The 24,563-nt window shown below is 38.2% G+C and carries 17 protein-coding genes and 3 pseudogenes; 12 read left to right on the forward strand and 8 right to left on the reverse strand.

All coding sequences use genetic code 11. The annotated features are described in order from the left end of the window. Positions 1-513: 513 nt before the first annotated feature. Complete coding sequence (sbcB, locus tag I6F44_RS12410) at positions 514-1,959, reverse strand: exodeoxyribonuclease I (RefSeq protein ID WP_197173868.1); 1,446 nt, start codon at positions 1,957-1,959, stop codon at positions 514-516. Between the two features lie 60 nt (positions 1,960-2,019). On the opposite strand from sbcB, the gene I6F44_RS12415 reads away from it, so the two are divergent. The 3 genes from I6F44_RS12415 to I6F44_RS12425 all read left to right on the forward strand — a co-directional run bounded on the left by I6F44_RS12415 (position 2,020) and on the right by I6F44_RS12425 (position 7,250). Continuing rightward, positions 2,020-5,133 carry a COR domain-containing protein gene (locus I6F44_RS12415; RefSeq protein WP_197173869.1) on the forward strand — a complete coding sequence of 1,038 codons (3,114 nt, stop codon included), beginning with the start codon at positions 2,020-2,022 and terminating at the stop codon, positions 5,131-5,133. A gap of 177 nt (positions 5,134-5,310) precedes the next feature. Continuing rightward, positions 5,311-5,718, forward strand: a complete 408-nt coding sequence (locus I6F44_RS12420; protein ID WP_197173870.1) for a hypothetical protein — start codon at positions 5,311-5,313, stop codon at positions 5,716-5,718. A gap of 281 nt (positions 5,719-5,999) precedes the next feature. Continuing rightward, positions 6,000-7,250, forward strand: coding sequence for a cation:proton antiporter (locus I6F44_RS12425; protein ID WP_024590868.1), 1,251 nt, complete (start codon positions 6,000-6,002; stop codon positions 7,248-7,250). 105 nt (positions 7,251-7,355) lie between these two features. On the opposite strand, the gene I6F44_RS12430 is transcribed toward I6F44_RS12425, so the two are convergent. Next, positions 7,356-7,904 (reverse strand): hypothetical protein, encoded by a 549-nt coding sequence (locus I6F44_RS12430; protein ID WP_024600635.1) that lies wholly within the window; start codon positions 7,902-7,904, stop codon positions 7,356-7,358. Positions 7,905-8,283: 379 nt separating this feature from the next. Here I6F44_RS12430 and I6F44_RS12435 point away from each other — a divergent pair, with 379 nt between their 5' ends. The 7 genes and pseudogenes from I6F44_RS12435 to I6F44_RS12465 all read left to right on the forward strand — a co-directional run bounded on the left by I6F44_RS12435 (position 8,284) and on the right by I6F44_RS12465 (position 14,613). After that, positions 8,284-8,688, forward strand: a complete 405-nt coding sequence (locus tag I6F44_RS12435; RefSeq protein WP_024600636.1) for a hypothetical protein — start codon at positions 8,284-8,286, stop codon at positions 8,686-8,688. 528 nt (positions 8,689-9,216) lie between these two features. Further along, the gene (locus I6F44_RS12440; RefSeq protein WP_197173871.1) at positions 9,217-9,627 is read left to right on the forward strand and encodes a hypothetical protein; all 411 of its coding nucleotides are present in this window, start codon (positions 9,217-9,219) and stop codon (positions 9,625-9,627) included. Between the two features lie 560 nt (positions 9,628-10,187). Then, positions 10,188-11,680 (forward strand): annotated as a pseudogene (locus tag I6F44_RS12445) (hypothetical protein). Positions 11,681-11,916: 236 nt separating this feature from the next. Next, a complete protein-coding gene (locus I6F44_RS12450; RefSeq protein ID WP_024595217.1) occupies positions 11,917-12,255 on the forward strand; it encodes a hypothetical protein in 339 nt (112 codons plus the stop codon). Then, complete coding sequence (locus tag I6F44_RS12455) at positions 12,248-13,588, forward strand: SPFH domain-containing protein (RefSeq protein ID WP_197173872.1); 1,341 nt, start codon at positions 12,248-12,250, stop codon at positions 13,586-13,588. Before I6F44_RS12450 ends, I6F44_RS12455 begins: the two co-directional genes overlap by 8 nt. 150 nt (positions 13,589-13,738) lie before the next feature. Next, the gene (locus I6F44_RS12460) at positions 13,739-14,008 is read left to right on the forward strand and encodes a YrhK family protein (protein ID WP_024600642.1); all 270 of its coding nucleotides are present in this window, start codon (positions 13,739-13,741) and stop codon (positions 14,006-14,008) included. Positions 14,009-14,097: 89 nt separating this feature from the next. Then, a complete protein-coding gene (locus I6F44_RS12465) occupies positions 14,098-14,613 on the forward strand; it encodes a M23 family metallopeptidase (protein ID WP_197173873.1) in 516 nt (171 codons plus the stop codon). On the opposite strand, the pseudogene I6F44_RS12470 reads toward I6F44_RS12465, so the two are convergent. Beyond that, positions 14,610-15,299, reverse strand: a pseudogene (locus tag I6F44_RS12470) (MFS transporter); the annotation flags it as partial. The gene I6F44_RS12465 and the pseudogene I6F44_RS12470 overlap by 4 nt on opposite strands. A gap of 546 nt (positions 15,300-15,845) precedes the next feature. Between I6F44_RS12470 and ltrA the strand changes: the two are divergent. After that, the gene (gene ltrA, locus I6F44_RS12475; RefSeq protein WP_197173874.1) at positions 15,846-17,135 is read left to right on the forward strand and encodes a group II intron reverse transcriptase/maturase; all 1,290 of its coding nucleotides are present in this window, start codon (positions 15,846-15,848) and stop codon (positions 17,133-17,135) included. 108 nt (positions 17,136-17,243) lie between these two features. On the opposite strand, the pseudogene I6F44_RS12480 reads toward ltrA, so the two are convergent. Beyond that, a pseudogene (locus I6F44_RS12480) lies at positions 17,244-17,729 on the reverse strand (MFS transporter); the annotation flags it as partial. A 611-nt stretch (positions 17,730-18,340) separates the two neighbouring features. After that, positions 18,341-19,288, reverse strand: coding sequence for a sodium-dependent bicarbonate transport family permease (locus tag I6F44_RS12485; RefSeq protein WP_197173875.1), 948 nt, complete (start codon positions 19,286-19,288; stop codon positions 18,341-18,343). A gap of 146 nt (positions 19,289-19,434) precedes the next feature. Here I6F44_RS12485 and I6F44_RS12490 point away from each other — a divergent pair, with 146 nt between their 5' ends. After that, positions 19,435-20,379: a LysR family transcriptional regulator gene (locus I6F44_RS12490; protein ID WP_197173876.1), complete on the forward strand. Its 945-nt coding sequence runs from the start codon at positions 19,435-19,437 to the stop codon at positions 20,377-20,379. Positions 20,380-20,391: 12 nt separating this feature from the next. Here I6F44_RS12490 and I6F44_RS12495 read toward each other — a convergent pair whose 3' ends face one another. The 3 genes from I6F44_RS12495 to I6F44_RS12505 form a co-directional block, all read right to left on the reverse strand. After that, entirely contained in the window at positions 20,392-21,393 is a 1,002-nt protein-coding gene (locus tag I6F44_RS12495) for a LacI family DNA-binding transcriptional regulator (protein WP_197173877.1), read from the reverse strand. Between the two features lie 75 nt (positions 21,394-21,468). Further along, positions 21,469-22,995 (reverse strand): MFS transporter, encoded by a 1,527-nt coding sequence (locus I6F44_RS12500; RefSeq protein ID WP_197173878.1) that lies wholly within the window; start codon positions 22,993-22,995, stop codon positions 21,469-21,471. A gap of 32 nt (positions 22,996-23,027) precedes the next feature. After that, on the reverse strand, positions 23,028-24,356 hold the full coding sequence (locus I6F44_RS12505; protein ID WP_197173879.1) for a GH1 family beta-glucosidase: 1,329 nt from the start codon (positions 24,354-24,356) through the stop codon (positions 23,028-23,030). Positions 24,357-24,563: the final 207 nt, after the last annotated feature.

Below are 24,563 nucleotides of genomic sequence, written 5' to 3' on the forward strand. Positions count from 1 at the left end.
AAAGATTATTGTTTTTATGTCTTCTCATTTACTCCTCATTCGCTTCTCTTTGTGAATAGAGTTTTATTTAAGCAATTAAAAGCTGCGCTTTTCACGTGAGCAAGCTCGACGTCTACCGCCAAAGTGTCGATATGAGTTTTACTTTGTAGACGCGAAGCTTGCTTGCGTGACGGGCAAAGCCCGTAAAAGTGACTTACTCACAAAGAGGTTTAGAGGCGCTGCGCTTTTAGAGGCAGTGATAGATCTAAAAAATTATTGTTTTTATGTTTACTTATTTACTCCTCATTCGCTTCTCTTTGTGAATAGAGTTTTATTTAAGTAATTAAAAGCTGTGCTTTTCACGTGAGCAAGCTCTACGTTTACCGCCGGAGTATAAATTTACGCCTGTTTTGTAGACGCTAAGCTTGCTTGCGTGATGGGCGAAGCCCATAAAAATTCAAACAAAAAACGCGGCGCTTAAATTACTATAGCGTCGCGCTTTTATATGCGTTGTATAAGTACGTCTAAACCAAATTACATGCTTTGAGCGTAGTTATATAGCGCCTTTAAAATTGTAAGATTTTTTTCGCTGTCGTCATGCTCATGCGCTAAGTTTTCAAGGGTGATCATAAAATCTTGCGCGTTAATCGATGGTTGATCTTCCCCGTGCATTAACTTGTTTTGGCAATACTGGCGCCATTGGTCAAGCTCTTGCTGGTTTAGCGTTTCAGGCCAGTTACGGGCGCGGTATCTAAACAACAAGGTATTAAACTTTTTATCTTCAAAGTCTAACTTCAACCCAGCCAATTCATCTGGTTTTGCATCACGAATAATCGCAAATTTAGCTTTATCAGCATGGCTTGTAAACCCATCGTAAAGTAAGTAGTCAACGTTAGTGGTTGCGCTGTAATCGCCTTGCTCGTTAAACACTTCGGTTACTTTATCGCGAAGGTCGGTATTGGCTTTTAAAATAGCTAAATTAGCTAAGCACTGCTCGCGGTCAATCCCAAGGCGGGCGGCGTTTTCAGGCAATAATGTTTTAGCTGGGGCTAAAATAGGGCACTTGTTTAAATGCACTAGTTTTAAGCCAACAGGTAAATCGTCCTCGGCTAAATCTACACGTTTGGTGTATAAACGTTTGCGTAACTCTTCTACGTTTAAATCAATGAGTACTTGCGGGTTTTGGGTTAAATCAAAACAAATAACCGCGTTTTTATTAACCGGATGAAAGCTCATTGGTGCAACCCAGCTTGTACAGCCTTGTGTTGCAGGTATGCGCGACGTGGTATGCACCAGCGGCGTCATGTTAAAAACATCAACCAATTCTGCAAGGGCTTTTTTGCCACGCAAACCAAAAAAGAAGTTATACAGCTTTGGTTGCTTTTCTTTTATTAGCTTAGCCAGTGCAATAGTGGCGGTTACATCGCTTAGCGCATCGTGCGCCGCGGCGTGTTCAATACCATTGGCTACGGTTAAATGCTCTAGCTTAAAGCTTGGGCTGCCATCTTCTTTTAACGGCCATTCAATCCCTTCAGGGCGTAGCGCATAACAAGCACGTACTAAATCAATAATATCCCATCGGCTATTGTTATTTTTGTATTCGCGCTCGTATGGGTCGTAAAAATTACGGTAAAAGCTATAACGGCTTACTTCGTCATCAAACCGAATACTGTTGTAACCGGCAACACAGGTGTTTGGTACGCTAAATTCGGCATGAATTTTTGCTATAAACTCAGCCTCAACCAAGCCTTTTTTCATCGCCACTTGTGGCGTAATACCCGTAATTAAACACGCCTCAGGGTGAGGTAAGTAATCCGCTTGCGGCTTACAATATTCAATAAGCGGCTCGCCAATAATATTTAAATCAAGATCGGTACGAACACCGGCAAATTGGCTCGGCTTATCCTTTTGAGGGCTCGCCCCCCACGTCTCATAGTCGTGCCAATAGATTGTTGCTTGATTTTGCTCTTGATATGCCATGCTGATAACCCTGAGTAGTTAACTTAAAAACGCCTAAATGCGCGCCAAGTTACTAAAATAATGAATTATTTAGATTATGGCATATGGGCGAGGGAGTTTATAGGTTTGGCTGAGAAATGTGTTGGCTTATGGGTACGTCGTAAGCAAAAGATTAACCTATTAGTTTCTTTTTTCATGTTCTGGTATATTCAAAATACGAAAACTAAGGACAGCAAAAATATGACCGATGAATTAAATACTAAAGATAATTTACCAAAAATTAAAAAAGATTTTTTACCTTTGGTGCAAAGTTTATTTCAATTAAGCGATTCTACAAAAGCCTATGATTATGAGTACACAAATTTTCCCATTGACGATAAGGACGGTGCTTTTTCAGTTAATAATAAAGGTGAGCTTACTGGTTTAATATTAAAGTCTAATGAAGAATCCAATTTAGACTGGGATTTAATATTGAAGTGTAAATATTTAAAGGTTTTACATTTAGAAGGTTTTAATCTTAAGGATGTTCCAGACGAAGTTTTTTCAATTACAGGGTTAACAATTTTAAGGCTCATTAATCTACAGCTAAAAGAAATTTCAGAAAATATTTGTAATTTAGGTTTATTAGAACATTTAGATATTTCAAATAATCAAATATGTGAATTACCGAAGAATATATCAAATCTAATAAATTTAAAAAGCCTAACGTTAGAAAAAAATAAGTTTTCTATTTTTCCTAAAATAATTTTCAACTTGATAAATTTGGAGCATTTAGATTTAAATACTAATTGTATTGAAGTAATCCCCCCTGATATAGCTGTACTGAAAAAAATTACTGTACTGGATATAAGCTTTAATCGTTTATCAGCATTACCCACTGAAATTCTCGAACTAAAAAGCTTAGCTATTTTAGTGGCTAACAATAACAGTATAAATGCTATACCTGAGGTAATCGGATATTCTGAGGGGTTAGAGTTTTTAAAACTTTCAAGTAATAGAATTAAAAAGTTACCAGATAGTTTATTAAAATTAGAAAGTCTGTTTATGTTTGATATTGAAGATAATTTGTTACCTATACCAGATCTTTCTTTTCACGAGCTTAACCCTAAAGAGAAGATACAAACATTACTAGCAATTCAAAACAGTAAATCCTCCCCATTGAAACAGGCAAAGGTCTTAGTTGTTGGTGATGAGAGAGTTGGCAAAACATCAATTATAAATAGGCTGCTTGGTAATCAACATAATGAGAACCAGACTTCTACACAGGGAATTGATATATCGAGTTTAGATTTTAATGAATACAAAGCTCATATTTGGGATTTTGCAGGGCAAGAGCTTACTCATCAAACTCATCAGTTTTTTTTGACCGAACGCAGCCTATACCTTTACGTTATAGATGCTCAAAAAGAAGATAACCAAGCCAGAGATTTACATTGGTTTAATACAATTAAGAGTTATAGTGAAAATTCTCCTATAATTGTAGTAGTAAATCATTGCGACCAAAATTTGAACTATCAGTTTGATCTGCAAAGGTATCAAAATACTTTTCAGGTGGTTAATGTAATTTATACAAGTGCGTGCAATTTAAATTCTCTATCTGAGGATGTTAAGTTCAAAATAGGTGATTCAATAGATAAGTTAAATCAGTCTATTTCAAGACAGCTACCAAAACTACCTGGTATTGAGAGGCAGATACCTGAAAGTTGGCACATTGTAAAAAGTGCCATGGAGACATTTAAAGAAACACATAATGTTATTGAAAAAAACATTTATGAGAATGAGTGTCAAAAAGCAGGTGTACTGGGTTCTCCTTTGCAAACTGCATTACTTAAAATTTTAAACAGTATAGGAACTGTTATTGCTTACCCAAATGACTTTAGGTTAAAACTTACGCAGATATTGAAGCCTGAATGGGTGACAAACGCAGTTTATAAAATAGTCAGAAGCCCCGCCAAAAATCCCGGGCTATATACCGAGGAAGCCATAAGTGAAATTTTAAAAGAAGGTTATTCACATCCCCAGCAGCAATGGCTTATTGATTTATTAATTAAGTTCGAATTAGGCTTTCGTTTATCATCAAGCTCTGACTTGTTAATACCAATGAGACTTCCTTCTGTAATGCCTGAATTTGACAAAACGCGTTATAAACAAGGATTAAATATAAGGTTTAATTATCATAGGGTTGGTTTATTAAAATCAAATGTATTACCTCAACTTATAGTCCGAATGCATTCATATGTTGACGAGAACACAACTAAGTATTGGAGGCATGGACTATTTTTGGCCCACGGTGAATGCCAAGGTGTAATTATTTCGGATGAACCCAATCAATGTATCGATGTTTATTTATCAACAAGAGATGAAGATGCGAGAGCATTATTGCAATGGCTGCGATCAAATTTAAAAAAGATAGAACATTCACAAGTACAAGCAAATGAGAATAATGCACTCCCTTACAAAGAAGAGATAACGATCTATGGTAATAACTTTATAACGCCTATAGGTTATGTGGCTTACGAAAAAGTTGAACGTGCTCATAAAAAAGGAAAAAAGACTATTGAAGTTGAAGTCAATTATCCTGAAACTGGGGAGGTTGATGATATTGATGTTGAAGTAGATCAACTTCTTGGGTTATATAAAACACCTGAGCTTTCTTACAGTATCCAGAGCTTAAGTCATGTCATTATAAACGTTCTTCTTAGACTTACTGACTTTAGCTCTAAAATAATGAATGAAAAAGAAGACGATATAAATGATAGGTTGAGAGAATCTCTTACTTCGAGTGGCTATTCTATAAAAGATCAGTCAAGGGGTGGTTTCAGTGGTAGTGGAGTGGGTGTGGGTGAACGTGATTTAGTCATGATGAATCAATTTGGTCAACAAGCTACACTTATAGAAGCCATGTGCTTGAACAGTGTAGTAAAAAAGACAATTAAAACTCACTATGACAAGCTTATAAATAACTATAATACACAAGGTAACCCATTCGACTTTTTAATCACCTATGCAAAAGTTAATAATTTCGATAGTTTTTGGGACAAATATCAGAAAAATTTTGATGCCTTTAGAGATCTAACTCGTATGTACACAGATAAATCAGTACTTAAAGTGGGGCACAATTATGTTGAGATAGATGGAAGTACGGAAGGTAGAATAATCGTCCATATTGTAATCAACTTTTGTGTTAAACCATAGATATTTGAATTGTGTTGCGTAAAGCGAGCATCAGCTTTATGCAATGCATTAGACTAAAGTCTATAGATTAGATTTATTCACTTATTAGGTTTGTTTTAATCGTTTGTCGTTTTTGTGTTAATTCTCTAAAGTTCAGTTGTCGGCAACAAGCACGGCTTAACCAACAGGACTACGACCATGAAACTTACTCTTATCAAAACTATCGCTCTTAGCTCACTACTTACATGTTCAGCTGCTGCAATGGCTGAGCAAAGTGATTACAAATTAATGGTTATTGAAACTGCAACAGCGCCACAGCCACTTGAGCAATCATTTAATAGCTGCGCACTGAATGTTAAGTCAAAAAATTACGCTGAAGCTGAAGCAATTTGTACTAAAGCAATCGCGCTTTTAAAAGACGCAGATGGCCCTAAATTTAAAGTACGCCAACTTACATCGTTTGCATTAAGCAACCGTGGTGTTGCACGTTTAAAAGCGAATAACGACACTGCAGGCCTTGCTGATTTATACGAAGCAAATGAAATGTCTACAAGTACAATGGTATCGCACAACTTAACTCGCGCTAAAGAAGAGCTTTCTTTATAAACACTTTATAAAGTGCTTACCAAAAGCATGTTATAAAATAGCGAGAGTAAAAAAGCCCATGTTAGGTTAATTCCTAACATGGGCTTTTTTGTTTTATTTAACGCGTGAGTTAATACTTTAAATACGTTAATAGAGTAGGGTGTGTATTTATAATTAATATTTTGGGTATGCTTGTTTAGGCTACACGAATATAATATGAGATAACCGTATAAAAAATAATAACCTTTCTGCTTTGCTTATTATGAGCAAGGCATCATTAAATAAATATTGAGATTTAAACCATGGCACCAGGAACCAGCCTAAGCGTACTTGAAATAAGTGCGATATTTTTATCAATTACCGCGTTACTCACCTATGTAAACCATCGCTTTATTGGGTTGCCAACAACCATTGGCGTAATGGTTATTTCGATGCTTTTATCTATCGGCGCTATATTTTTGGGCTTTTTAGGGTTTGATGATCTTATAGATTACGAAGTGAGCTTGCTCGATCAGTTAGATTTTACTGAAGTTTTGCTTGATGGCATGCTCTCTATGCTGCTTTTTGCAGGGGCGCTGCACGTAAATGTTAGCGATTTAAGACGCTATAAATTACCAATAGGTATTTTGGCCTGCGTTGGTACGTTGCTATCTACGGTTATTATTGCAGGCGCGCTTTATTTAGTACTTCCTTTGCTTGGTTTTGATTTAGCGTTTATTTGGTGTTTACTGTTTGGCGCATTAATTTCGCCAACCGATCCGATTGCGGTAATGGGTATTTTACAATCTGCGGGTGCGCCTAAAAGTATTGAAACCGTGATTGCGGGTGAATCGTTGTTTAACGATGGTATAGGCGTGGTTATTTTTGTGCTTTTATTGGGTGTTTTATCAAGTGGTGATATTCCTACAACTTATTATGTAGCGCACACGCTGGCGGTTGAAGCCGGTGGCGGTATTGTTTTTGGTTTGGTATTAGGTGGTATTTTATATTACTTACTCAAAAGTATTGATAGTTACCAAGAAGAAGTACTACTTACTTTAGCGGGCGTTATTGGTGGCTATGCACTTGCTAGCCATTGGCATTTGTCGGGCCCACTTGCAATGGTAATGATGGGGTTAATGGTGGGCAATCATGGTCGTAGTATGGCTATGAGCGACAAAACACGCCATTACGTTGATTTGTTTTGGGAGCTAATTGACGAAATTTTAAATGCCATTTTATTTGTACTCATAGGGCTTGAAGTAGTTATGATTGCATTTTCGAGTAATTTGTTTATTGCTGGTGGCTTAACTATTTTAATAGCATTACTCGCACGTTTAATCGTTGTGGGTATAACAACCACTACATTTAATAAGCAATTAGAGTTGCCATCTGGCGCATGGAAAGTTTTAACCTGGGGTGGCTTGCGTGGTGGTATTTCGGTTGCTCTGGTATTGCAATTACCTGATGGGAACGAGCGCGATATTTTGTTGGCTCTGACTTATGCGGTTGTGGTGTTTTCTATTTTAATTCAGGGTTTGAGTATTGGTAAAGTAGCCAAAACTATCCGTTAAATATAAATCGGTTAGACTAAACCTGTTAAATGTAATTTTTAAAAAAGCGTGTGAAATAGCTGTATTTCACACGCTTTTTATTTTTCTTATAAAACAAAAGGGCAATTAAAAGGTAAAGCTGAGTTGCACACCGCTGTAAATATGTTCTTGTGCTTCCCAGTAGTCGCCATCTATTTGGCGTGCTCGAGTAAATACTTCTATTTTAAATGGCTTAAAATGATAACCCGCTCCTATACCTGCGTAGCCGTCTATGTCGTTGTTCGATTTTTCTATTTGGTAGGTGTTATCGCCTCTATCGTTTTTAAAGGCGAGTTCGAACAGATCTAAGCCAAGCTCGGCGTATATAAAAAAGTCATTAAAATAACCAAGCTTCATTCCGTTGTCCCAAGTTATAAACTCTTCTTGCTCGCCTTGTTTATTATCGATTACTGCCGCGCCAATTGCGCTTGTAAAAACAACACCAAAGTTACTGTAATTTTGCTTAACCATCATTTCTACACCCGCAGATGTAATGCTGCTATCGCCATTAAATTCTGACTTTATAAACATACCGGTGTTAGGCATGTTGTTACCGAGCAAAAGCCTTGCGTTAGCATTTTGGCTAAATGATAAAAGCGTGCTTAATAAAACAAAAAGAGGAAGTGTGTGTTTCAAAAAAGTTAATCCGTTAATGATGAAAAGTTACCAGAGCTGCAATTATAAATACATAACTTAGTATTGCATGTAATTAAATGTATAAATTTGTTTGATTGTTACTCAGCTATGCCAAAGTAAGGTGTTTAAAATAAAACCAACTAAAAAAAGGCATAAATAATTATATACATTTTAAAACGTAAAGTAGCGATTTTAGGCACGTAAGATGATGCGTAAGTTATTTAAATATATAGAAAAAGTTTAAACGTATTAGACTAAGGTCTATAGGTTAATTTTTCTCACTTATTAGGTTTGTTTTAATCGTTTGTCGGGGTTGTGTTAATTCTCTAAAGTTCAGTTGTCGGCAACAAGCACGGCTTAACTAATCAGGAATATAACCATGAAAACACTTATCAAAACTATCGCTCTTAGCTCACTATTAACATGTTCAGCTGCTGCAGTAGCTGATGCAAGTGATTACAAATTAATGGTTATTGAAACTGCAACAGCGCCACAGCCACTTGAGCAATCATTTAATAGCTGCGCACTGAATGTTAAGTCAAAAAATTATGCGCAAGCGGAAGAAATTTGTACTAAAGCAATCGCACTTTTAAAAGACGCAGATGGCCCTAAATTTAAAGTACGCCAACTTACGTCATTCGCATTAAGCAACCGTGGTGTTGCACGTTTAAAAGCGCATAACGACACTGCTGCACTTGCTGATTTATACGAAGCATCAAAATTGTCTAACAGCACGATGGTATCGCACAACTTAACTCGCGCTAAAGAAGAATTATCGTTATAAAAAACCTTTATAACGTGTTTTATAAAGCGCTTACTAAAGCATGATATAAAATAGCGAGAGTAAAAAAGCCGATGTTGGGTTAAACCTCAACATCGGCTTTTTCGTGCTTATTAACTTTGTATTGTGTTATACCAACCCGCAATAATACTTAATCATTTTGCGGGGCTAAACGTGTCGCTACCTGCGTTAAAAAATTCTCATTTAGAACAACAAAATAGCGAATTTTTTGCCTAGCTATCAACACGTTTTTTCATCCTCAAAATAGATCACTTAATTAAGCGAATTGGTATTATTAAAAAATAATAAAACTGTATTCTGTTATTTATTATTTATTATTTATTATTTAGTGATTTTTATGGTTTTTAACTTATTGTAATTTCTGGGTATTTTTGTTTGTGTTAGACTAAAGTCTATAGGTTAGATTTATTCACTTATTAGGTTTGTTTTTATCGTTTGTGGTAATTGAGCTAACACTCTAAAGTTAAGTTGTCGGCAACAAGTACGACTTAACTAATTAGGAATATAATCATGAAATTTACACTTTTAAAAACCATCGCTCTTGGCTCATTATTAACTTGCTCAGCTGCTGCAATGGCTAAACAAGGTGACTATAAATTAATGGTTATTGAAGACTCAGTAACAGCAGCCCCAGCATTTGAAAAATCATTTAATAGCTGTGCTTTAAATGTTGAATCAAGAAACTACGAAGAAGCAGAAGCTATTTGTACACAAGCAATTGCATTACTTAAGCAAAGCCATGGTCCGCGTTTAAAAGTACGTGAACTTACATCGTTTGCATTAAGTAACCGTGGTGTAGCGCGTATTAAGGCTCAAAAAGATACAGCTGGTATTTCTGATTTATATGAAGCGGTTCAAATTTCTAAAAACTCACTTGTAACGCATAACTTAACGCGTGCTAAAGAAGAATTATCTCTTTAATATTAAATTTATAGCTTGAATTAGCTGTAAAATTCGCGAGTATCAAAACCCCGCGTTAGGTAAAGCTTAACGTGGGGTTTTTGTATTTGGATTAAAACACATTTGTTTACAAAAAAACTCTACTACTCACCCCCTTTAAACTCGGCATACATAGCTTATATTAGTGATTAAAAGTAAATAAAAGCGAATGATACATTTATTTTATTAACAAATGTAATGGCTAAATCTAACTTTCCATGTAAGGATATAGGTACAGGGCATGTTAACTTGTTGCCATCCTCCATAAAAATTCAATAAATTTCTGTTGTTTAAATTTATACCAACCTGCATAAATCTTTGAGCGTTTTAACAAATTAAATTGCACTATAACGTCGTTGAAATTTTATTTAGAACAACTAGATACAAAAATTTTTGCCTCGTTCTAGCGTAATTTTCTTAACGTTAACTAGATCCTATATATAAGCAGATTGGCATTACTTATTTTGTATTAAAGTAACTTAATTAATTTATAACAATACGATTTTTATAATAATTAAAGTGCAAAAAAAGGAAGTCTTTGTATGTTTTTTAAAAAAAGTCAGTTAGCTATTTCATTAGCGTTTACGCTAGGCCTTGTTGGATGTGGCGGCGGTGGCGATGATAAAGTGGTCGTTGTAGAGCCAGTTGTAGCTAAGCCTGACCCTATAAAAGTAGACCCCGTAGAAGTTAACACTATCTCTCTTACTGGAAAGGTTATTGATGGCTATGTATCTGGTGCAATAGTATGGCTAGATATTGATGGCGATGGTACTTTTGATGAGCAAACAGAACCTTCTGTAGTCTCTGAAGAATCGGGTAATTATAGTTTTAATTTTACAGAAGAGCAGGCGCTGTGTGTGCCGTATTCAACTATGTATGTTAATGTACCGGTTGGCGCAATTGACGAGGATTTAGGAGAGGTAACGCAAGCGTATCAAATGTCATTTCCACCCTCAATTGAGATTTTGACTGATGAAGATATTCGAAATATATCACCTTTAACAACTGTTATTTGGGAGCAGTTGAGCCTTCAATTACAAAAAGTTGGTAGCAATAATTTAAGCTGTGATGCACTCAAAGAAAATACTGAGTTACTTGCAAGTCTTCAGAGCGAAATAACAAATGTTATGCAAAACTTGGTAGCGCATTACAATTTGTCGACTGAACAAATGTACTCAGATTTTATTGTCAATAGTGACAGTGATGCTTACGACAGAGCACAGGCGATTGTTAAAGGACTAAAAGCGGCCTATAAATTTAAACAAGAGCTAGATGCTCAGTATCCTGATGCAGAAGAAGTAAGAGCAGTGATTTACCAGGAAACAGCAAAAGATGCAGAGTATGGATTTGAAAATGCATGGTACCGCGATAAAGTTATTTTTGCAGGCGCTGAACTTATTTATGAGCAAGTAAAGCTTCAAAATACAGACGAACTCGACAAAATTGACGTTATTTTGTCTAGATTGGATTCAACAGATACACCTTGGGGCGAAGAATCGTTAAATGGAAAATTAACAGTTAGAGACGATGTTTACATTAACGCCGATCGTACTTACCGATGCTCTAGCATTGAGAACGTTAGTTTTGAGCAAAGCAATGTGCTTTATGGCGTTGATAATACAAGCCCATCGGTTAACTTCCCAACAGCAGATGAATGCGTTAGTGCTAATTTAGATACACCGTTCGAGCGAGGTTTTAGCATTAGCTATACTGAGTCGGGATCGTTTTACCAAACTGACTTTGCCTTTAGAGAGGAAAATGCTGACTTTCAAACATTATCTAATTGGGTAAATGTTAAAGACAAAGCTGCTGATTTAGAAACTCAAGATTTAGTGACTGTACTCGCTGCTATGCCTTATAAGTTTGATGACGAAACATCTATTGATGCTAGCTTTTGGCGTAAATACAAAACCACAGACAACGTACGTATTATTAAAACAATTGAAGGGCAATGGTTAGAGATACCCGCCGAGAAGATGGAACAATGCTGCATGAATGCAGTGAAAATGGTGTTGATTGGGTGCAATGCGAATAATGTAAAAAGCACTTTAATTAATATTAGCTTAGTGCCAGTCAGTTAATAACTGACTGGCATTTTTTTGTTTGAAAAAGCTTACTTTTATGTGCGGTTATAACTGTATACCTGATGAACTTTATTTTTAATCTGTTTTTTACTCGGGTTTACTGTAAAATTACTGGGTTAACATTTGTTAAGTAATGCTTACAATTGTTATTGCTCATTAAGTATTTAAACTAATTTAAGTAGAGCTTATGATTTTTTATATTATAGGGTTAAGTTTACTTGTTATTATTTTATGCGTTGCACTTTATGTAATTTACAGCAACGTACATAAAAGTCGGGTAAGAAAATCCAAGGAATACAACGTACTGTTTGATAAAGACACGATAGTTGATGAACTAATCACTCAACTAACAGAAAAAAATCAAACACAAGAAAACCAAGATAAAACAGCTAAAGGTAAAGAAGAAATCCTTGCAACATTTGTTGAGTTACATCGCTCTGGTAGCTTTTGCGCACATTTGAGTGAACAGGAAATTATTTACTTTGTTAAAAAGAAATTAAACATGGAGAGTAATAAAAATGGATAGCGAAAAAGCAGTCCCAGCAGTAAAAAGTGACTCATTTATGAGTCGATTTGGTCGTCGTAATGTAATTATAGTGTCATCAATTGTTGTTGTATTGGTAGTGATAGCAACCCTTACATCGCAAGTTGTTTCGTGGAATGAAGCAGATGAACGTTTAGTGCATCAATCGGCTTTTACAGGTAACTTAACCGTAATAAATCAAGCAGGCCCTTACTTAAAAGCGTTTGGTAGTACATCCGCTTATAAAAAAGTAATTTCGATTAACTTTACGGGCGATGCCGGTGCAACAGCAAGCGCAATTGTGCCGTTAATTCCGATTCGATTTTTAGATACGACAACAGGTGGCGCACGAGGTGTTTCTCGTTTTAGATTACCAGGCAATGTACCTGCAGCAGAGTCGGGTGCTCTACGTGGTTTACTTAAAATACACGAAGAGTTTGGTTCACAAGAAACATTAATATCTAATTTATTAATGCGTGCAACCACTGAAAATGTAAAAGCGTCGGCGCGTATGATGTCGGTAGAGCAACATTACTCTGGTGGTAATGGTCAATTAAGCCAAGATTTTGCTGATCAATTAACCAACGGTATTTTTGTTACTGAACAAATTATTAGTACGGGTGAGCGCGATAAATCTGACGATTTAGGTAATTTAAGTAAACAGCAACGTGTCACTATTAATATTAAAATGGATGATGAGGGTAATACATTGCGTAACGCACCTATTTTAGGCGCTTACGGTATTACAGTAGTAGATGCCAGCATTATTGATATTGACTACGAAAGCAAAGTAAATGCTCGCCTTGAAGCCCAAAAGCAAGCAGCTGCTGATGAAGCACTAGCGCGTCAAAATCTTAAAAAAGCTGAGCAACAAGCACGTACTGAAGTGGCTTTAGGTGAACAAGCAATTGCTAAGCAACGTGCTGAATCTGAAAAGCTAAAAATAAAAGAGCAAATTGATGCTGAGCGAATTAAGGCAAATGCCATTATTTCTGCGCAGCAACGAGTGGCTGTAAAAGCGGAGCTTGCAAAAGAGCAAGAAGAGATTTTAAAGCAACAACGTTTAGAAGCATTAGGTATGGACGTTTTAGCTGAGGCTCGTTTAAGAGCTAAGTCTGCTGCACTTGATCCAAAGTATGTATTTGATGAAACGCTAAAAGCAGAAGTTAAAATTCAAACTGCTTTATTTACAAGCTTAGGTAATAGCCGTTTAGTGCCTGAAATTGTAATAGGCGCAGGCCAAGGCGAGCAAAGTAATGGCTCTGAATTTATGCGCTTATTAGCCGCTGATGCAGCATTAAGTCTTAAAAAACGTTTAGAAAAAGATAAAAAATAAACAATAGTTAAGTATTGTACAAACAATAAAAACGTTGGCTAATTCGCATTGGCCAACGTTTTTTATTGCGTAAATTTTGTTATTGTATGGTGCGGCTTAGCTTGTAAAACAAGCTTTTTAAATTATGAAATAAAAGAGTGAGCAGTACTTATGGACTCCAGCAGTAATCAGTTTATTTTAGATTTAGGGCAAGAGCATATTACCATCCAGCGGCGTTATGAAGCGCTGGGTGCATTTAACGATTTTTTAATTGCCGTGTGGTTTTTAATTGGTAGTTTTTTCTTTTTAAATGACTCACTAATAGAAAGTGGCACATGGTTGTTTATAGCGGGCAGTGCTCAATTACTTATAAAGCCTGTTTTGAAGTTGATCAGCTTAGTACATGTTAGTCGGGTATTTCATTCAAATAAAACTCCATAAATAAAACCATAAATACGACTCATGATGAGTTCAGTTACTATGGCTAATAATTTACCAGTATAAGTTATTTAAATATCAAGGATAGAGCAGTGAAAGTACTTAAGTGGATTGCAATTGGAATAGCTACTTTATTAATTATAGGCTTACTAATTCCCGAAAAAATAATGATTCCGGTACAAGGTGCTACACCTAAAGATTGGAACCATAATACATTTTGGTATGAGCCTTGGGGCAGATCGGGTGTGCACAAAGGAATTGATATTTTTGGCATAAAGAACACTCCTGTAGTTGCCTCAACAAACGGGATTGTTATATTTGCAGGTGAATTAACTCGTGGTGGTAAAGTGGTTGCGGTGCTTGGGCCTAAATGGCGTATACATTATTTTGCACATTTAAATGACTACTCGGTAAGTGCAGGTGATGTTGTAAGCATAAACAGTCAAATTGGGTTACTAGGCGATACCGGAAATGCCGCAGGGAAGCAGCCTCATGTACATTATTCTATTTTATCGTTAGTGCCCATGCCATGGCTTTATACAACACAAAGCGAAGGCTGGAAAAAGATGTTTTTTTTGAGTCCACACGACAAATTAAAAACTACTTAGCCTGCAACTGGGGTTTTACCTGCGCGAATATTTTTAATGCTTTTAATAAACATATAAATACAGGTAGTGATTAAACAGCCTGCTAAATAAAACACAATACCGTTTGATGCATCAGATAAATTGGCAGCAAGCATAGGGCCAAATACCGAACCAATACTGTAACTTAAAAGCATAACCTCAGTTGCTGAGACTATTTTTGCTATTGGCAATGAGTCGCACGCAAGTGTTATAGCAATCGGGTAAAGTGCAAAGCTGCACGCGCCTAGTATTAAGTAGCTCACTATTAATCCTGCTAAAGTGTTTGCTTGTAATATACCCACAGCACCGGCTGCGCCTACTAAACAAAACATACCCATCAGTAAGCTTTTTTCAAGCCGAGTAGATAAGTAACTCACAAGCGGCTGCACGACCATGCCGCCTAAAATAATAACCGCCATAAGTGTACCAGTGTACTGAGCTTGATCAGTCTGTGCTGCAATATAAACAGGCATTAAGCCGTAAATAGGGCCCAGTAATAAGCCTGATGCTAAGCATCCGAGCATAGCTGGGTGGCTTAGTGATTTTATTTCTTTTAGTGGTAGTTTTTCAAGATGTTGTTTTTCTGGCTGACCTTTAGTTATTAATAGAGGCGCTAAAATAGCTAAAAATAATAACGAGGCTACAAATAAATAAGGCGTTGGTGCGTCAAGCGAAGCTTGATGCATCTTGCAGGGTGCAAGTCCCTGTCAGGTAAGGTTTAACCAACCACCTGTATCGAGTGTTGCGCCTTTGGCGGAGTGTGGGATTAGCAAATGCTTTTCAGCAGTGAGGACTGCATCACACGAACAATATTGGTGAAGCGTACACAGAGAATTATGTAGGCCATAGGGGCTATCGTGGCCCTGAAGTGCTGGTATCGCTCCGATAAATATTAGATCTGACTGACGAGGTTTGCAACGCTACCGAAGTCCATGCAAAACAGCCGCATTGGTTAGGCTGTAGAGAGTCAGCGGAGTTTTCAAGCCGTGGCATGTATAAATAGATGTATTGAGAACTTGAGAGATCCAAAGGCGTTCCACACGGATAGTGGTAGAGAAGCTTAACGAAAAGCAAAGCCAACGATGACCCTTTGGAAGTCAGATCAGCCCATAGTAGTCTGCGCAGGGGAAAGCCTTGTACATGGCGAAGGAGCTGACAGTTATTTTCGGTATTAAGCCGGCACATAGTCCGGACAAAGTAGGGCTGGAACCACTATGACAACAACACTTAATACCATCGCATTTAAAGCACATACCCACCCCAAACACAGGTTTCAGAATTTATATGGACTGTTAAATACTGATAGCCTGCATCAAAGTTGGGGTCAACTCAATAAATTAGCTAAACCCGGTATTGATGGCATTACTATGCCTATATACAAGGCAAAGCTAATCGAAAATATTGACCGTTTAGGTCAGCAACTTAAGCAGAAACGCTACCGAGTTAATGATATTAAACGCATTTTCATCCCTAAATCGAATGGTAAACAACGGCCCTTGGGTCTGCCAACGGTTGATGACAAGCTTGTGCAACAAAGTGTTAGCCAGATCCTGCAAAGTATTTGGGAGCAAGACTTTATGCGCAATAGTTATGGTTATCGACCGAATAAAAGTGCGCATCAAGCGGTGCATAGTTTGACACTTAATCTGCAGTTTCAAGGTTATGGTTATATAGTTGAGGCTGATATTAAAGGCTTCTTCGATAACCTTGATCATGAATGGTTGATGGACATGCTCAAACAACGCATCGATGATAAGGCAATACTTAACTTAATAAATCAGTGGTTAAAAGCACGGATAAAATCCCCTGATGGTGTCTTTACCAAACCATCGAGTGGCAGCCCACAAGGCGGTATTATCAGCCCTGTGCTTGCTAATATTTATCTACATTATGCGCTAGACCTGTGGTTTGAAAAGAAAGTAAAGCCGAAGATGCGCGGCAGAGCGATGATGATACGTTATGCAGATGATTTTGTTTGCGCGTTTCAATATGCGAATGACGCAGAGCGCTTTTATAAGGTATTACCGAAGCGATTAAAGAAGTTCAACTTAGACGTTGCACAAGACAAAACATCGTTAATGCGCTTCAGCCGATTTCACGTTGGTCGAAAACGTCATTTTGTCTTTCTAGGGTTTGAGTTTTACTGGGGCACAGATTCATCGGGTAAACCAAGATTGCGGCGGCGCACTGGCGCGAAGAAGCAAAAGGCAACGCTGGGTGAATATTACCAATGGATCAAAGCGAAACACTCATTTAAGTTGAGAGATTGGCTGCCACAATTAAAACGAAAACTGATAGGGTTTAGAAACTATTTCGGGCTTCCCGACAATAGCCGAAGTTTAGCGTGTTTATATGATTATGCTTTGCATACCTTATATAAATGGTTAAACAGGCGAAGTGGTCGACGAAGTTATAACTGGAGTAATTTCAAGAAGATGTTAGAGTATTTTAATATTGAGAGTATCAAAGTCAGCAAGCGAAATATTCTTGTCGATTGGTATTAGGGTCATGTTTTACACGAGTGAATAGTTAACTGAAGAGCCGGATGCGGTAGTTCCGCTCGTCCGGATCTGTGTGGGGTCGGCCTAGTAATAGGTCGCTCTACCACGATAACCTTCGGAGCCAAGCGGCTCTATAGCAAGTTGACCAACCGCGCTGCCCCCATAAAGTGAGGTCATGTATAAGCCCAAACGTTTTGCACGCGACTTTGCGGTATTGGTCATTAATAACCAAGACTCAACAACGACAAACACACCGGCAACAGCAAAACCTGCTACAAATCGTGCAATTAACCAGTTAACGGTATTTGGCAGTGCAAGTTGTGCAAGCACGCTTGCTATTAATAGGCTTAAAAATAATATAAATGCGAAGCGATGACCAATTTTTACCACAATGCGCTCTATTGTGGTTGCGCCAATAAGTAAGCCAAAGTAAAAAATGCTCGCAAGCCAAGGCGCTAGATTTTCATCAAGTTTAAATGCGGGTAACGACAGCGGAATAAGACTCATTAAAAAGCCTGATGCGATAGCAAAAAATGACAGCCCTATAACAGGCGCTAAAGGGTTATTAGAGGTGCTTGTGGCGGCTGATTCGGCCATTTGTGTTTATCGACTCATCAAGGTAAATAACCACTGTTTTAAAGTTTGAGAGGTTACTTTAATAATAAAATTTGCGCGAATTTAGAGCCAAATTAAAAATAAGTAAAGTGATATTTTATTAAACAATATAAATAAACTTTAAAACGATCATTTTGGTAAATTATCGGATCTATTATGCTTTTTATTGTAGTGTTTTTATGTAGATATTGTTTTATATTTGTGAGTATTTATTAGGGCGTGTTGATCTTTGTGGATTGAAATTTGTCAATCTAGGGGCGATTTAATCGCGGCGCGAGGTTTGTAACCTAGCGGGCTCGATAACTGCTCCTGCGTTATTCTACTGGCTTACATCCATGTAAGAATAAGTAAAAACCGAGCAACAAAGAGTTAATCGTCCCTAGAAAGAACCAAAAGGGCAGCGCATGTTTGGCATTTATGCTGCGTTATCGCCTATTTATGGGGAATAACCACACTACATAGGCTCTGCCTTGCTTAAATACCAAACAGTCTGCTGCAAAATTAATCACGAAAGGTCAGCACGCCCTAGTGTTAAACCCTATGTAAAATAGGGTTCAACAGTTTTTAAAGTGATAAAATTAACATTTATTTGTTTATTGCATTGCTAGTGCAAGGTGGTGATATAAACCAATACCAACAATCACATTAAACGGGAAAGTTACACCGAGAGAGGTCAGCATAGCAAGACCAATATCGGCTTTAGGAATTGCCGCTTTTATTGCAGCGGGTGCGGCTATGTAAGAGGCGCTGGCCACTAAACTTCCCAATATAACTACCGAGCCTAATTCTAAATTTAAAAGTGTGCCTACTGCTGTGCCAATCGTACCTAAAAATAGCGGGGTGACAATAGCAAATACCGCGAGCTTCCAATGTTCCCAGGGGATAGGGCGCAAAGTTTGCGCGGCTACTAAACCCATTTCTAGTAAAAATAATGCCAGAACAACCTTAAAGCTACTTGTTAAAAGGCTAGTTACTTGGCTGCCTTGAACCGTGCCGTACATCATACCTATGACGACACCACCGATAAGCAAAATGACGCTTTTGTTCGTAAGAGTTTCGTGCCAAAGCGCTTTTAAGGATGGTTCACTTTTTTGGCTGTTTTGTTTATCAAGTTTTCGGTAAAGCAATAAACCAACAATGATTGCAGGGAGTTCTAACATCACTAAATACAGGGTTACTTCTGCACCAACTACCAATTTAGCCGATTCGGCATAGGCAAGCGCTACAGCAAATGTCCCCGCACTTACTGAGCCATAATGCGCGGCAATGCTGGCACTATTAGCAACAGAGAGTTTAATCACGTATTTTAAAATAGGGTAAAGCATCAACGGTATAAGTGCGCCAAGTAGCATTACCGATCCCATTTCGGGCAGTAGTTGCCAGCTTAAGTTGCCATGGAGCACCATACCGCCTTTTAAGCCGATGGTTAACATGAGCAATAAGCTTAATGTGTCGTAGGTGGCTTTTGGAATGGCCAAGTCCGAGCGTAAAATACCCGCCACTAATCCTAAAATAAAAAACATAACAACAATATCTGGCACTGGCTTTCCTTACTAGGTGGTAAATTAAGTGGCGCTATTGTAGATAAAACTTTGTATAGTAAATAATAAAATAAACAAGAGTTAGTTATAGATAAATATCTATAGCTGATTTATTAAGTGCTGTTTGTTAGGTTTATGAGGTAGGTATGGATTTACGACATATATCGTTTAGGTTGCTCGAAGTATTTATGAGCGTAGTTAAAACGGGTTCAATAAGCGAAACTGCAAGGCGTTTACACCTAACACAGCCAACGGTATCGCTACAAATAAAGCGATTACAAGAAGCGGTAGGTGAGCCGTTATTACTTATGCAACAGCAAAAGCTACACGTAACCGATGCCGGGCTTGAGCTATTTAAAACCTGCCAGCAGGTATTTGGTCATTTTGACGATTACCAAGATTATTTAACCGAACTTAATGTTGGATCGCGCGGCCGTTGTAAAATTGCGATGGTTAATACAGCGCAATATATTTTACCGAAATTGCTTGGCCCCTATAGTAATTTACATCCCCACGTTGAACTTCCGCTTGAGATTGGCAACAGGGCAGAGGTGCTTGATAGGTTTGAGCGAGGAGAGGACGATATTTATGTATTTAGCCACCCGCCGTCGCTTGAACACGCACAAGCTGCGCGCTTTTTGCATAACCCACTAGAATTTATAGTGCCGTTAAACCACCCGCTAGCTCACGTAAAAGCCGTTAAATTAACTGATTTAATGCAGTATCGCTTTTTACTCCGAGAAAATGGCTCAGCGACCCGTATGTTATTTGAAAGCGAGTTACAAAGCCGAGGATTAGTGCTGAGCGATAGCGTACAAATGGCGAGTAATGAAGCAATACGCGTTGCAGTTGCATCGGGGATGGGCATTGCGGTTTTATCACGCCATGTACTTGCAACAGACGATACAAGTTTTAAAATTTTAAACGTAACCGATACCCATTTAGCTAGTCATTGGTATTTTGTAATGCGAACAGATAGGCACATATCGCATGCTGCACGTAACTTTTTAAAGTTTGCGCAGCAGCACGTAGAGCAATATTTAGATACGCAGTGGGTGCGTAATGAGTTACATAATTTACACTTAGATTAATCTTAAATTTTATTAATTAATATCGGGTGTTGAGTCTCTTAAAATAAGCTTTGGCTGAAACACGTGCTTTACTGTTATGCCGCTTTTTTTATAAATGTCTTTAAGTACTAAGTTAGCCGCAGCTCGGCCCATTTCGGGAACTGGGTTATCTATTGTAGTAAGCGTTGGGTAAAGGTAATTGGTAAAAATTACGTTATCGAACCCAATAATGGCTAAATCTTTTGGTAGGTTAAAACCGTGTTCGCGGGCGTATTTCATAGCACCCGATGCCATTTCGTCATTGGCGCATACAAGAGCGGTTATTTGCGCTTTATTTTGAATAAAATGCCTTAAACCATCGCTGCCACCAGTTTCTTTAAAGTCACCTACATAATATAAGTTTTCGTCAAAGGTGATGTTGTATTCTGCTAGTGCTTGTTTGTGACCTTTTAAACGGTTTGACGCATCTTCTTTAAACTGTGGTCCTGCTATGTACGCAATGTTTTTATGACCTTTGTTGATCATGGCTTTAGTGGCTAAGTAGCCGCCCATTACGTTGTCGAGGCTAATGCAGTTTCCTTCAATTTCTTTAACGTAGCGGCTCATTAAGTAAATAGGGGTTTTGCCTTTACTTAACTCAATTAGATACTCGTTTGATACCGCTTCTACGTGGGCAATAATAGCGTCGCAATTACGGCCTATTAAAAATTCAAAGCCGCTTTTTTCTTTTTTCTCGTCACTGTGCCCTGGGGTAATAATAACGTGTTTACCCGCAATACGAAGGTGCTCTTCAATGGCTGACATCATTTGACCAAAAAACGGACCATCCAACTCAGAAACTAAAATACCGACGCTGTTTGTAGTGCTAGAGGCTAAAGAGCGTGCAATAGAACTTGGCTGATAGCCTAGCTCTTTCATTGCTTCTAATACCTTTTTTTTAGTTTTTTTGCTTACGTAGTCGTTGTCGTTAAGTACCCTTGAAACAGTTGATAAAGACACACCTGCCATTTCTGATACTTGATAAATTGTCGCCATTGATGTCCTAGCTTATATGTGTTTTTACTCGCGCTTTATAAAAATATAAAGCGCGAAGAGTCATTAAAAGTTAATTTACACATTACTGCGTCTAATTGCTAAGTCTTCTGTTATTTTTTGCGTCATTGCTGAGGTAAGCGGATAAATAAGCATCAATGCGGCACCTAAAAATGCAAATGCGGCAGGTATCCAGCTCATAAGTAACTGCATGCCAGGTAGAGCTTGGGTAATTGTTAGCTCATCCATACCGTTATAGCCGTAGCCTGCAAGTACCACTAATACTAATGCACCTGCAAAACCACCACCGGTTTTTTGCACAAATGTACCCGCAGAATAAATAAGCCCTGTTGCGCGGCGTTTATTTTTCCACTCTGAGTAATCGGCTGAATCGCCAAGCATACTAAAGAACAATGTTGGCATCATGGCGGCAAAAAATTCAGCAGCACAACCAAAGGTAAATACTGCTACCAGGTTATCGCTAGGCACCCAGTAAAATGCAGTAGTGAGTAACCCGCTTAGCATTAATGATGCAATAAAGAGGTTTCGTTTACCCATTATTTCGGCCAGTTTACCTGTGGTAAGTGCGCCTAATATAGATACAACCAACAAGGCAATAAAGTATTGCCCAGCCATGAGTTCATTAGCTACGTGGTACTTAAAGTAGTACGCAATTACACCGTATTTTATGCCATTAAACATCATGGTTAAAAAACCAATACCGAGTAATACCAGCCAGGGTTTGTTGGTCAGAAGATCAACCATGTCACGCTGTGATCCCGTTAAGCTTTGCTTATCTTTATTGAGTAATTTTTTAATAACGAATGTCATTGCAGCCATAACAAGGGCAAAAAATACGCCGCTGTATAAATCGCGGTAATAAAAAAACAAGGTAGTAGCAAGCAAAGGTAGGATTATAAATGGCAAGCTTTTGGTTAAATCAAATAACTCTGATTTTAAATTCCCTTCATTTGAGGCGTGCGGTGTTACACGCTCTTTAGTGGTCGCAAACGTTATAATCATTAAAATAATAAGTAAGCTGGCAAATAAGTACATAGTAAGCTGATAGCCTTTAGCGTTGTCGCCGCCACCAAAAAATGCCACTAGCTCAGGTAAAAAACCCATAACCAATAAACCACCAGTAAACGCACCTGCAAACCTAAAACCAGAGAGCTTTGTGCGCTCTGTATCGTCTGGTGTCATAACGCCCATAAGTGCCGAATAGGGCACGTTACTTACGGTGTAGGCAAGCGTTAAACCTATGTAGGTTACGTAGGCATAAATAAGTTTGTTGGTGGTGCTAAAGTCGGGTGTAGTAAAACACAACACCATAAACAAGCCCAAAAATGGTGCCGAGTAGAGTATCCATGGGCGAAATTTACCAAAGCGCGACTGCGTTCTGTCGGCAATCATACCCATAATAATATCGGTTACGCCATCAGATAGCCTTACCACTAAAAACAACATGGCAGCGGCAGCCGCCGATATGCCAAATGTATCGGTGTAAAACACCGCTAAATAAGCAAGCGCGCCGCGCCACACTAAGTTAGCGCCGGCATCGCCCATGGCGTAACCGACTTTTTCGTATAAAGGGAGTTTGTTCACAGTGTGTGTTCTTATTGTTATAAGCCGATAATTTATCGGCTTGTTATGAGTTTAGTGTACGCTTTACCGCTGGCTTTAACAGTTCGTTTTTGTGTGTTGTAGTCTACGTGTACTATACCAAAACGTTTTAAATATCCTTCAGCCCATTCAAAGTTATCCATTAGGCTCCAAGCAAAGTAGCCATCTACTTTTACGCCTTGCTCAGCTGCATTATGTAGGGCATTTAAATGCTCGTGGTAATATTCAATACGGTCGTTATCGTTCACTGCGCCGTCTTTAAATTCGTCAGCCATGGCTGCACCGTTTTCGGTAATGTAAATAGGTGGTAGGGTGTATTTTTCGTTTAACGATACAAGTAACTCTGTCAGTGCTTTAGGATAAATTTCCCAGCCTATATCGGTCATTGGCGCTTTATGTGGCAGCTCATGGTAAAAGTCGGTTTCGCTTGCTTGATAATGCATGCGGGTATAAAAGTTAACCCCTAGGTAATCTAGTGGTTGAGCAATTATTTCCATGTCGCCATCCAAAATGTCAGGGCGGTGGGCTTTAGGTAACTGATTAATAATATCAGGGTACTTACCTTGCATTACAGGCTGCATGTACCATTGGTTTATGTAGTCATCAGCAAATGCAGTCGCTTTTAAATCTTCTTCGCATTGGGTAACTGAGTAACAAGGCGTAAAGTTAAGTACAATACCGTTTAGTGTATTTGGGCTGTTTTTAGCAAGTACTTGCATAGCTAAACCGTGACCCAGTAATAAGTGGTGCGCGGCTTTACGACCAAATTCGCGACCTACAATGCCGGGTGCATGTACGCCTATTTCGTAACCTAGGTAAGAGCTGCAAAAAGGCTCGTTTAAGGTGGCGTAAGAGTGCACACGTTCCCCAAAAGCTTTGGTAATTAAATCTGTGTAATGCGCAAATTCGTAAGCGGTGTTACGGTTTAGCCAGCCACCTTCGTCTTCAATGTGTTGTGGTAAATCCCAGTGGTACAGCGTTACAAAAGCTTTAATGTTACGGCGTTTTAATTCATCTAAAATGTCTGTATAAAACTTAACGCCGGTCGGGTTTAAGTGACCGCTTTTAGTCATTACGCGCGGCCACGAAATAGAAAGTCTGTAAGCGTCTACACCTAATGATTCAATCAAGTTTATATCGTCTTTCCAGCGAGTGTAGTGCTCGCAGGCTACGTCGCCATTTGAATTATCGACTATTTTGCCTTCTTTACTGCAAAAGGTATCCCAAATACATGGCAAGCGATCAGCTGCGCCACCTTCAATTTGAAATGAGGCCGTAGCTACACCATAGGTAAAATTTTTGGCTAAAAGTGGTGAGCCACTAGGTAAAGATAATTGTTTCATTAAGAGAAAACCTCTGCTTCTTTGTAGTAAATTTTGCTTTTATTTATAGTTTATAAATTGCATTGATGGAAGCGCTTCCATATTTAATTTGATTAATCACTAAGGATGGTATTTAATAACTTTAAGGAAGCGCTTCCATATTTAGGTTAGTGGCTATTGTTAAGCAGGTCAATAGTTAAATTTAAATAACAAATAGGCGTTTCACAA

The sequence above is a fragment of the Pseudoalteromonas sp. NZS11_1 genome (assembly GCF_015864275.1).
Classification (GTDB): Bacteria; Pseudomonadota; Gammaproteobacteria; order Enterobacterales; family Alteromonadaceae; genus Pseudoalteromonas; species Pseudoalteromonas arctica.

Excerpts from the sequence above, each read along its gene's own strand:
- sbcB (WP_197173868.1), bottom strand. The coding sequence starts at position 1,959 with ATGGCATATCAAGAGCAAAATCAAGCAACAATCTATTGGCACGACTAT.
- I6F44_RS12415 (WP_197173869.1), top strand. The coding sequence starts at position 2,020 with ATGAATTATTTAGATTATGGCATATGGGCGAGGGAGTTTATAGGTTTG.
- I6F44_RS12420 (WP_197173870.1), top strand. The coding sequence starts at position 5,311 with ATGAAACTTACTCTTATCAAAACTATCGCTCTTAGCTCACTACTTACA.
- I6F44_RS12425 (WP_024590868.1), top strand. The coding sequence starts at position 6,000 with ATGGCACCAGGAACCAGCCTAAGCGTACTTGAAATAAGTGCGATATTT.
- I6F44_RS12435 (WP_024600636.1), top strand. The coding sequence starts at position 8,284 with ATGAAAACACTTATCAAAACTATCGCTCTTAGCTCACTATTAACATGT.
- I6F44_RS12440 (WP_197173871.1), top strand. The coding sequence starts at position 9,217 with ATGAAATTTACACTTTTAAAAACCATCGCTCTTGGCTCATTATTAACT.
- I6F44_RS12450 (WP_024595217.1), top strand. The coding sequence starts at position 11,917 with ATGATTTTTTATATTATAGGGTTAAGTTTACTTGTTATTATTTTATGC.
- I6F44_RS12455 (WP_197173872.1), top strand. The coding sequence starts at position 12,248 with ATGGATAGCGAAAAAGCAGTCCCAGCAGTAAAAAGTGACTCATTTATG.
- I6F44_RS12460 (WP_024600642.1), top strand. The coding sequence starts at position 13,739 with ATGGACTCCAGCAGTAATCAGTTTATTTTAGATTTAGGGCAAGAGCAT.
- ltrA (WP_197173874.1), top strand. The coding sequence starts at position 15,846 with ATGACAACAACACTTAATACCATCGCATTTAAAGCACATACCCACCCC.
- I6F44_RS12490 (WP_197173876.1), top strand. The coding sequence starts at position 19,435 with ATGGATTTACGACATATATCGTTTAGGTTGCTCGAAGTATTTATGAGC.
- I6F44_RS12495 (WP_197173877.1), bottom strand. The coding sequence starts at position 21,393 with ATGGCGACAATTTATCAAGTATCAGAAATGGCAGGTGTGTCTTTATCA.
- I6F44_RS12505 (WP_197173879.1), bottom strand. The coding sequence starts at position 24,356 with ATGAAACAATTATCTTTACCTAGTGGCTCACCACTTTTAGCCAAAAAT.